Raw genomic sequence first — 11019 nt, forward strand, 5'->3', positions numbered from 1 at the left:
TGAGTTAAATTTACCTTCTTGTCATGGTTTGTTTACATTTACAGCCAGAAAAATTCAATTGGTAATGCAGCGCTGTTGATGTTTTTTTTGGATGCCGAGCATTATTTTTTCATCCATTTGCGGTGTATTGGTGGATAAATACAATCGTAAAATACAGATTATCATTTAAAACTTTGTCAGAGGTTCGGTAATTGTGGGCTATGTAATACTTTGGCGGTTTGGCATAGAAACTGATTTAATATTTCTATCTGCTTTTTTGGGTATTGTGATCTCCTTTTGTATGCCATAAGCTGTTCCTTCAATCTAAAATATTGTTTCAAAATAACAGCTTATTAGTGCAAATGCGACCATCGATATGGCTTATAAACTTAGCACTATCGTAGGTATGGGATTAAGCAGATTTATACTCGCTTATACAGGAACAAAAGGAATTTTCCTGATAAGTGGTATATCCTTTATTATTGTTAGTTTGTTTAACTTTGCAATGAGAACATCTAAAACCTAAGTACATAAAAGTGAAAACCAGCAAAGCTGGTGGAAAATTACATATCCTTACTTGGTTATTTTAAGCACAATCCAGCTCTTTTTATGCATTATGTAGGTCAGATGATTATTCTTGTTATTCTGGTTCTTTATACACAAGAGATTTTGAAGGCCGATAGCAGGACTTTTGCAATGTTTGAAGCGCTTTATTCAGCGGGCATTTTACTGGTGCATTTCTTCCGCTACTTTTTTGTAAAGTTTTATCCATCAGAAAAATATAAGTACTTTTATTAGCTGTTATGGCTATCGATCTTGTCATTTTATTATCTGTCATAAATATACTTTTATTGTGTTTTTGCTTATTTCATAATTGGATTTGGACTTTCCAGTAGAATTTTCTCAATTTTTTTATTAAAACTTTATTGTCATCCTCAATATCAGGGAAGATTACAGCCCAATTTAATGGTATCTCTGATACCTGATCATCGGACTTTACTTACTTATAGCAAGAGATTCCAAGGGCATTTCGTCTCAGGTTCTATGCTTTTTCAAAGTATCATTGCGGCTACTGGAAAGCTCATCGTTCTATTTTACGAAAATGAAGAATAGTAAATTGTATTCAAGTGCCGTAAGGACATGCTATTCTGCGAGCATTTATGATGCTTCATATTTAACAGGTGATTTTAAAGCGCAGAACAATTGATATCAAGGTTAGAGATTTTAGCAAATAAAGCATAAACCTGGTGCGTATTACAAAATGCGCATCGTTTTTTTATGAAATACCAAAAATCGCTAACACATTCCCTCATTTAACCTCATTATTATAATTGTTTAATAATACAAATGCCTTGAAATTCTAAAAAGTCTTTAGTTTCATGCTTAAGCAAAATAATAAGACAATTCCCCACTTTATAGAAGTTATATTTTATTATTTGCGTTCTTCAAAATCCATATGAACTGCTATGTCAGGCTCATCCTCATTGGAATGAAATCTTCTGCAACGGCACAATGTTTGTACAACTTCCTTTTTAAAAACCGCATCTGCTTCGCTTAAACGATGAATACTTAATTCCAGTTCAAGGGATAAAGCTAAATCCACACACAATTTAAGCTCTGCTCCAATGTCAAAACCGCGTCGATAGTCATCACAAAGACCAACAAGTGTATCGGATAATTCCTTATCGCATAAAGAGGCCATACCAATTCCTCAAAGTTGCGTATTTCTGTGCGGCTTTGATATGTTTAGGTCTTACCTCATTGTCATCACCAACATCTACCATGTATACTAACACCATGATTTTGTCAATTTGGTGCAAGGTGCTATCTTCAAACCAATACCTATCAAGAACCTTATCGCTCCAGAATTTTTAATTTTTTCATCATGAAAATGCGTGGTAATGTTTCTGCTATAGAGTTTGCAGTATTTAAGATGAATTGCCAAATGTTTTTTTAATTTGCATGCAAGATGGACCATTTTGATGATGAGCCAAATGCCTGAAGATTTTATAATTATCAACGAAAGCCAAGGCCATTGCTATTGATATCAATAAATTGTGCAACCTAGTAAGCGCTTTAGGGATAAGGTTTTTGGTCTTATCAGCAATCAATAACGTACCGCTTCTCACACGCTTCAATTTTTTACCAATGGCGTGGGTTAAAAAGCGTAATATTCTAACGATTTGGTTTCTTCAGTATTGGTATCGTTTTTGTAAAATTTGTAATTTTTCAACATATACCATCGCATTAGAAGAGAAAGCCGTGGATATCTTATATTTGATAAATAAGGAAAATACTTCATTGAAATATGTATTTTTGCAAATTATATGATGTACCTCTAAATGTATTAATGTCTCAAATATCATTTCAGATTGTAAAAATATCAAAAATTGTATTTTGCACAACAATTCAGACTAATTTTTACGCATTTTCTATAATATTTGCCTGGCCAAAAATCTATAATATATGCATTTTCAGGCAACATCTTATTTTGTTTGTGTAAAATGTTCTAAAGCGTGTTGCATATAATTTCCTTTAAGTAATTTTGACGGAAAAAGCTCTGTTTTATGAAGATAAAGTTTCTCATAAAAGAGTTAAAATGACGTACAGCTTGATACAATAGAAAACTTTAAAAAAAGGAAATACTCATTATGGAATAACGTATACAATATTCTTTAGTAATAAAATAATATGTATAACAATGAAAATAGAAATTATTATTTTGGGAAATAATAGCTAAAAAATATCTAATTTTTATTTATATATTTTTTATAAAAAACATATAGCAATGAAAAATAATAGTTATAACAATAATTTTATTGAAATATAGAAAATACAAAAGACAATATTAATAAATTCATATAACAATAAAAGAAATTTTATATTTTTCATGAAAACTACAAAATTAAACATGTAAATTCTGCCATAGAAATCACTTAATTATATGGTAAAATATTTTTATAAAAGACACATATCATGTTATTTAATAATAAATACTACAGCTATCATGATAATGATAATCTATTACATTATATGATAAATATAAAAAATTATAATATAATTATTACAAAAATATCTTTTTGTATTTAATAACAAGTATTTTTACAAATTAATGAAATTTTTTTTTCATGCTCTTGCCATTCTTATTGTGCGCTTTATTTTAGTGACAGAATTGCTCTTTTAGAAGATATTTTTGAATGGAGATTGTGTTATATTTTCAAAGTTTGTGTTTTATTTATTTTTAGCTTGAACCTTTCTAGCTAAAAAAGTTGGGGGATTTTCTAGATTCAATGCTGTTGCAGAGGTTTTAGGATGATGACGTAAGAAATGCCGGCATCATGAGGGGAGGAGTCTGTTTTTTAATTTATTTGTTCTTTATGCGCGCAGACAAGGTTTTGCCGTGGGGTTTTTCACGCTGTATTGATATTAGACTCTGTTGGAGGAGGTTCTTATGAAAAAATTATATTCAAAATCAAAGGTTAAAGCGGTTTCTTTGGGAACCGCAGTGACTGTGCTTTTATCCAGTGTTTCGCCTGTTTTCGCTGCGAATCTCGCAATAACAGGACAGAGTAATTTAAGCACAAATAACGTCAATGTTGTTTACTCGCATGGTAGTCATGGTAGTATTGTTCTTGCTGGTGATGATGATTACTGCGGTGCAGATAATGTTATTGGTCGTGGAGGTAAGCAACAGCAGGCAATAGGGGATACTTCTCGAATAACTGCAGCAGAACAATATGATAGATTTATTAATAATAAACCTTTTGGAAATTATAATCCTTATGGCACAACGACTGATAAGGTAAATTGGACTGGTGACGGTATGACGTCCTCAAACAGTGGTTATATGGGAGCTACTACGGGTGGTAGTACAAACGCGATGCCCGAGGCTTATGGTGTTTATTCTTTTGCTACCGGTTGTGGATCTGCTGCGACAGGTAATTATTCAACCGCATTTGGTGCAGGTGCAACGGCGAAAGCTGGAGGAGCGCAAGCTTTTGGTGTTTCTGCACTTGCAAGTGGTATAGCAAGCATTGCTTTTGGTATTGATTCAGAGGCGTCCGGGCAGTCTGCAATTGCTATTGGAGGGCTTGCAACTGCATCTGGTAAAAATAGTATTGTTCTGGGTGAGAGTTCTAAAGCTACGCAGGACGATGCGATTGCGATTGGTTCAAATACAGAAGGAAACGGTATCAATAGTGTTGCCATTGGTAAGATTACAATTGCATCTGGTTACAATAGTATTGCGTTAGGGTTAAAGAGCGAAGCAACTCAAGATTATGCGATTGCTATAGGCTCGAAGGCTGAAGCCCAAGCTCTTGGTTCTATTGCAATAGGTGGTGGGGAGCCTGGAGATAACGGGGAGGAAAGAAAGGTAATAGCAAAAGGCAAAAATTCGATTGCCATAGGGTCTCATACTTTTGCTGAAACAGCCCATTCAGTTGCAATTGGTATAAATGCACAGGTACTTGTTACAGATGGTGTTGCTATAGGTGGAGGGTCTGTCTCTCGTACTGAGAGTAAAGTTTTGGGTTATGATCCTACAACAAACGGGGAGACAACGAGGCAGGATCTTGCATGGAAAAGCACTGGAGGTGCTTTTAGTGTTGGTAATACCAACCAGAATCTAACGCGACAGATTACAAACGTTGCAGCAGGCACGAATGATACCGATGCTGTCAATGTTGCGCAGTTGAAAGCATTAAGAGAAGTGATGGCTGCAGAGTGGAAAATTTCTGTTGACGGAGAAAATGGGAGTCCTGTTCAAGGAGGCGATGTTGTAGATTTTTCAGTGGCAAATACAGGAACAGGACAAGGCAACTTAAAGATTGAAAAAGAAATTGAAGGTAATACGCATAAAGTCAAATTTTCTTTGAGTGATAATCTTGAGTTGACGAGTGTTACGACAGGGGACGCCTACATGGACAATGACGGTTTCGCAATTAATGGTGGTCCAGGCATGTTTGCTGATGGCATTCACGCTGGTAATACAAAGATTACAGGAGTTCTGGCAGGAACTGAAGATACCGATGCAGTTAATGTTGCACAGTTGAATGAAGTAAAAAATCAAATAACCGGCAATAATCTTGTTAAATGGGATGAAGAACAGAAACTTATCACTGTTGGTAATGAAAAAGATGGTACCAAAATCAATGTTGCAAACAGTGAAAACAACAATCGAGTTATTTCCGGTATTGCTGATGGGAAAATCAGTTCAGATTCAACAGATGCTATAAATGGTTCGCAGCTTCATTCTATGGGTAGCCAAATTGCAAGCATTCTTGGTGATAGTGCTGAATATGATGACGATGGAGTATTGCATAATCCCCTTTTCAGTGTCTATCATGTCGACAAGGATGGTATTCGCTCTAAGATACCCTATTCGGATATTGCTGGCGCTTTTGAATCTTTGAATGGTGTTTTCGATGATGTTTACAGTCGAATAAATAATATAACAGGCGATGGTATTGTAAAATGGGATGAAGAACAGAAACTTATCACTATTGGTGCGGAAAAGGGTGGCACGAAAATTGATATTACTGGCGATGCTGGAGATCGGACTATTGCAGGTGTGAAAGACGCAGTAAACAATAATGAAGCGGTTAATAAAGGTCAACTTGATAAAAGCATAGCTCAGATTTCTAAAGATGCTCTGTTGTGGAATGAAGATGAACAGGCATTTGTTGCAAATCGCGGAAAAGAAGGAGAGAAAACAGACTATAGGATTACTCACGTTTTGAATGGTGACATTAATGAAACATCAACAGATGCTATAAATGGTTCGCAGCTTCATTCTATGGGTAGCCAAATTGCAGAAATTTTTGGTGGTGGTGCTTCATTCGAGAGTGGCGTTTTTACAGCCCCCAAATATAGGTTAATTACCATTAATGATGATGGTACAACTGGTATAGTGACACCTAATAATGTTGGTAAAGCCTTGGATGTAGTTAATAAAAATGTCTTTGCAGTTGATCATAGAATAACCGTTGGGTTTCTTGACATTGCTGATTATTTTGGTGGTGGTGCCAAATATGAGAAAGGTGAATGGCAGTCTCCTACTTTCTATGTCTATGACGGCAACAACTCTAAGAAGTCTTATGATAATGTCGCTGATGCTTTTGAAGGTGTGAACAATGCTTTCACTAGTATGAATAATTCTATAACAGATATTTACAGTCGAATAGATAATATAACAGGTGATAGTATCGTAAAATGGGATGAAGAACAGAAACTTATCACTATTGGTGCGGAAAAGGGTGGCACGAAAATTGATATTACTGGCGGTGCTGGAGATCGGATTATTGCAGGTGTGAAAGACGCAGTGAACGATAATGAAGCGGTTAATAAAGGTCAACTTGATAAAAGCATAGCGCAGATTTCTCAAGATGCTCTGTTGTGGAATGAAGATGAACAGGCATTTGTTGCAAATCGCGGAAAAGAAGGAGAGAAAACAGACCATAAGATTACTCACATTCTTAACGGTGACATTAATAAAGATTCAACAGATGCTATAAATGGTTCGCAGCTTCATTTTATGGGTAGCCAAATTGCAGAAATTTTTGGTGGTGGTGTTAAATATGAGCAAGGTAAATGGCAGAATCCAGGTTTCTATGTTACGACATTAAATGCTGATGGTACAAAAAATGAAAATGAGAAATTTGATAATGTTGCTGATGCACTTAGTGGTATTGGTGAGAGTATGGTCAACATAAATAATCGTATTGATAGTGTCATAGAAAATGCAGATAATACGGATGCTTTAAAGTGGAATGAGGATGAAAAAGCCTATGATGCTAGCCATAACGGTGTACCAAGTAAAATTACCAATGTAGCAGATGGTAACATTGCACAAGGTTCGAAAGAAGCAGTAAATGGTGGGCAGCTTTGGGAGACTAATGAGCGTATTACTGGCGTTGAACAAGATATTAAGCATATTGGAGACAGAGTCGATAATATTTCTGCTACAGTTACGGATATTAGTGAAATTGTTGTCAATGTTGAAAACAAAGTCGAGAACATTGAAAATAAGGTTGACAGTCTTGCTGATGGGGTTGTTTTTTACGACAAAGATGAAAATGGCAAAAAAACCAACAAAGTCACTCTAAAAGGGGGTGACGAAGATGAGCCTGTATTACTTGACAATGTCGCTGATGGTCTTATTGAGAATGGTTCAAAAGAGGCGGTTAATGGTGGTCAGTTGCATGATTACACCCAAGAACAGATGCAGATCATTCTTGATCAATCAAAGAATTATACAGATCAACGTGTAAACAATATTGTTGTCGATGCTATTGATGATGCTGTTGAACGTGCTAACAACTACACCAATATAAAGTTTGAAGCTTTGAATTATAGCATAGAAAATGTACGGAAAGAGGCAAGACAGGCCGCAGCTATTGGTTTGGCAGTGTCTAATTTGCGTTATAATGATGCATCTGGAAAGCTAAGTCTTGCATTTGGTAGTGGTTTATGGCGTAGCCAATCGGCATTTGCTTTTGGTGCTGGTTATACTTCTGAAGATGGAAAAATCCGCTCTAACCTCTCCGCAACGACTTCTGGTGGTCATTGGGGTGTAGGTGTTGGGCTTAATTTTACACTGAATTGATAAGCAAAAAACTTTTCTTAAATATGTTCTTTGCCCCTGTTTCATAAAAGCAGGGGCATTTTATCAAAAAGCTTTGATAAATTCTCTATTGGAATAGAAATCTTATCCACGAAAAACAAACAGGTACCTAAACGGATGATCAATAAGCACAAAAATTATCTTTTTTTCAAAGAGGCCAAAGCTAAAAACCATGCACAACCTTTGATAGAAAAACGAAATCGATTACAATATTAAGTATTTTTTACTTTTCTTAAATTGGCTTTTATGAACCTTCTTTGCATTACCCTTTAAAGTTATTTTAGAAACAACAGGTTACGCTTTAATTTTATTCATATTCCAAAAACTGCCGTGAAAGCATGAACACACAAGGGAGATAAGAAGGCTTTAGAGCTCTAGAGCGTAGTTTTTTTGTATTTTTAATCTATTATTATGAGGGGGGTGAGTATTATGAATATGAAAAAGTTATATACCACAGCAACGGCGGATGGTTTAAGTTGTCCTCCTTTTTTATTCGTTAGCTGTAGTAATTGCATTTTTATCGAATGTTTTTCCTGTAACTGCTGATATGATTGTAAACACTAAAGATGTGCACTCCAATAATGTCATGGTGAATAAGAAAGATAAATTGGTTAAAGTTTTTAAGCTTGATGGTAAGAAAAACCGCACCTGATAATTCTTCAAAGACGTCGAGTATTTGTGTGATGAGTGTGGATGTGACTGCAAATATTGAGGGTTTACAAGCTGGAGATGTGAATAAGAAATCAGAATTTTTATTGAATTTTTTGCGTCCACAATTTTACAAGTAGTGGCAGCAATTAATTATTCAATGATATGAGTGGCAAGAGCAATTTCAGTTGCCAGTGAATATACAACGAGATCAGTAGGATGGGGGGAAGAATCATAAAAAATTTTTAGCTGGTCAGCTTTATTACATCGGGTTATCAGGTGCAGACAGATGACAATAATGTCGTTGCCTATAGGTTATGAATTTAATAGTAGTTCGCTGGACAAATTAGATATGGATAATCGTACAATGGCAACGGGTAATTATGCGACAGCTGTAGGTGCGGTTTCTAAGGTTTCAGGCAGTGGCGCGGCTGTTTTAGTTTTTTTCAAAAGCAAAGAAAAAGCATTCTATTATTTTTGGTGCTTTTGCTAGAGTGTTAGCAGAGAGTGGTGTTGCGATTGGGAGTTGGCCTGTGGCTTATATTGTTGTTTGCGCCATTGGTTATGATCCTTACACCAAAGGTTTTTCATAGTCTGACAATTTTGCATGGAAAAGTACGTGAGGTGCAGTGAGTGTTTGTGTGTTTGTTCAGAAAAAACACGCCAGATTTGTAGGAGTGGCAGCTGGGGAAAGATCTGAGGATGCAGTGAATTTTGCGCAGACGCAGATAAGATACAAGAGATAAAAATTCAAATAGCGGGAAATAAGTCTTGTTAAACAAGATGGTGGATAAGCGGGTTGTATCATCACCGATAAAGAAACAGAAGGAACGGGGATGAACGCTGCAAACAAATCAGGTGATTCTTGTACAATTTCTGGTGTGAAGGAAGCGACACAAGATAATGAAGCTATTAACAAAGGACAGCTTTATAAAGGCTTGAAAGATTTTTCGAACAGTTTGCAGTCTGATGAATCGGTTATTGTTCATTATGACAAAACAGGTGATGAAAACGGTAGCATTAATCACACAAGTGTGACTTTAGGAAAAGATTAAGGATTCCACAGCTGTAGGTCTCCATAATGTTGCCGATGGTTAGATTGCTGAGGATTTACGTGGTGCAATCACGGGTGGACATATTAACAAAATCGGTTAGGATGTTGCAAAGTCCTTAGGTGGTGATGCTACATTTAAAGATGGAGATTTGACACAGCCAAGCTATAAATTATTGCATATTTTCACGGATGGAGTTGTAACAGATAAACCGTGTGAAGGCGTTGAAAAAGCCTTTAAAGAACTCGGTAAGAATATCAAGACTGTTAACGATCGCATTAAGGAAGTCTCAGAAGGAGTTGCACAAGATTCTTTATCATGGAGTAATGAGAGTAATGTCTTTGTAGTGCAGCACGGTAAAGAGAAGACAAACAGCAAGATTACGCACCTTGCCAATGGTGATATCACTAAAAACTCAATCGATGCAATCAATGGCTCTTAGCTTTATTCTCTGAATCGGATTCTTGCCATGTATTTTGGTGGTGGTGCTAAATATGAGAATGGTAAATAGACAAGTTCAGCATTCAATATTGTATTTTTCAAGGAAGATGGTACAGCGGATGACAAGAAGATGGGCTACGACAGTGTAGCAGAAGCATTTGATGATGTTGGTAGAAGTATGTTGAATATCAACGAGCACGTTAACGAGATTGCCAAGAATGTTGCGTCGAACGGTTAAAATTGGGATGAGGCTGATGGTGCGTATGATGCACGTCATAATGAGAAAGATAGTAAGATTACGCATGTTGCAGATGGTAAGGTAGCAGAAGATTTGAAAGATGCGATTAACGGAAGACAATTTTGGTTCATAAATGATAAAGTTAGCAATATTGAGAACAAGGCAGGCACAACAAACCAACATGTTAAAGATATTGAAATTTCAGTAGCGAATGGAGCAGTTAGCCACGACAAAGATGATGATGGTAAAAAGACCTAATGGCATCACGTTAATAAGTGGTAATGAAACGAATCAGTATTGATAGATCGTGCGATGGATGGCCAAATTGAAGGAGGCTCTAAATAAGCAGTTAATGGTGGCCATTTGCACAATATATACTGAACAGCAGATGAAGATAGTTCTTGATGATATGAAGAAATATACGGATGAAGGTTTTCATGAAGTCATAGATAATGCAATAGGTAATGTTATTAATGAGGTTAAATTCCACACGAATATAAAATTTGAAGCATTAAGATTATGATACCAAGTCAGTCCAGAAAAAAGCAAGATAGTAGTGGTCGTAGGTTTGGCAGTATCCAATTTGAATTATTTTGATACAGCTGGATCTTTTAAGTGTTTCATTTGATACGGGTCCACGGCGCAGCAAATCGGTTTTTGCTGTTGGTGCTGATTGTATATCAGAAGATGGAAAGATGCGTTCTAATTTATCTGTAACAAGTGTTGAAGAACGCTGGGGTATGGATGTAGGAATAAGCTTAACGCCAAATTAACAATAAAAACAAAATATTTTAACGAACTCTTCCACTTGTCCTTACTCTAAATTAAGCAGATGCAAAACATCTCTTGGTCAAAACCATAAATATACGGCTGCATTAAAAATATCCCCCCTGATAAACTTAAAGATTTACGAAAGCCTTTTGGTGTAAGTGTAGCAAAATTGCACCACGACCTACATCAAGCAGTCTTCAAATACCAAAAAATTTCATTTTCTCTTGCTATTTTACTCAATAAGTCATAAGAACACGGAAAGTATA

At 35.9% G+C, this 11019-nt stretch carries 7 protein-coding genes; 6 read left to right on the forward strand and 1 reads right to left on the reverse strand.

Annotated features, from left to right (window positions below; translation table 11 throughout):
- Nucleotides 1-1411: 1411 nt before the first annotated feature.
- Nucleotides 1412-1681, reverse strand: a complete 270-nt coding sequence (locus tag V4B17_RS00160; RefSeq protein WP_455479526.1) for a hypothetical protein — start codon at nt 1679-1681, stop codon at nt 1412-1414.
- Nucleotides 1682-3430: 1749 nt separating this feature from the next.
- On the opposite strand from V4B17_RS00160, the gene V4B17_RS00165 reads away from it, so the two are divergent.
- The 6 genes from V4B17_RS00165 to V4B17_RS00190 all read left to right on the forward strand — a co-directional run bounded on the left by V4B17_RS00165 (nt 3431) and on the right by V4B17_RS00190 (nt 10755).
- Entirely contained in the window at nt 3431-7585 is a 4155-nt protein-coding gene (locus V4B17_RS00165) for a Vomp family autotransporter (protein WP_455479527.1), read from the forward strand.
- 955 nt (nt 7586-8540) lie between these two features.
- The gene (locus V4B17_RS00170; protein ID WP_455479528.1) at nt 8541-8744 is read left to right on the forward strand and encodes a hypothetical protein; all 204 of its coding nucleotides are present in this window, start codon (nt 8541-8543) and stop codon (nt 8742-8744) included.
- A 343-nt stretch (nt 8745-9087) separates the two neighbouring features.
- Nucleotides 9088-9306 (forward strand): hypothetical protein, encoded by a 219-nt coding sequence (locus tag V4B17_RS00175; protein WP_455479529.1) that lies wholly within the window; start codon nt 9088-9090, stop codon nt 9304-9306.
- 148 nt (nt 9307-9454) lie between these two features.
- A complete protein-coding gene (locus V4B17_RS00180; RefSeq protein WP_455479530.1) occupies nt 9455-9745 on the forward strand; it encodes a hypothetical protein in 291 nt (96 codons plus the stop codon).
- Nucleotides 9746-10039: 294 nt separating this feature from the next.
- Nucleotides 10040-10240, forward strand: coding sequence for a hypothetical protein (locus V4B17_RS00185; RefSeq protein ID WP_455480219.1), 201 nt, complete (start codon nt 10040-10042; stop codon nt 10238-10240).
- Nucleotides 10241-10575: 335 nt separating this feature from the next.
- Nucleotides 10576-10755, forward strand: a complete 180-nt coding sequence (locus V4B17_RS00190; protein WP_455479531.1) for a hypothetical protein — start codon at nt 10576-10578, stop codon at nt 10753-10755.
- Nucleotides 10756-11019 lie beyond the last annotated feature (264 nt).

Source organism: Bartonella sp. B23 (assembly GCF_053793815.1).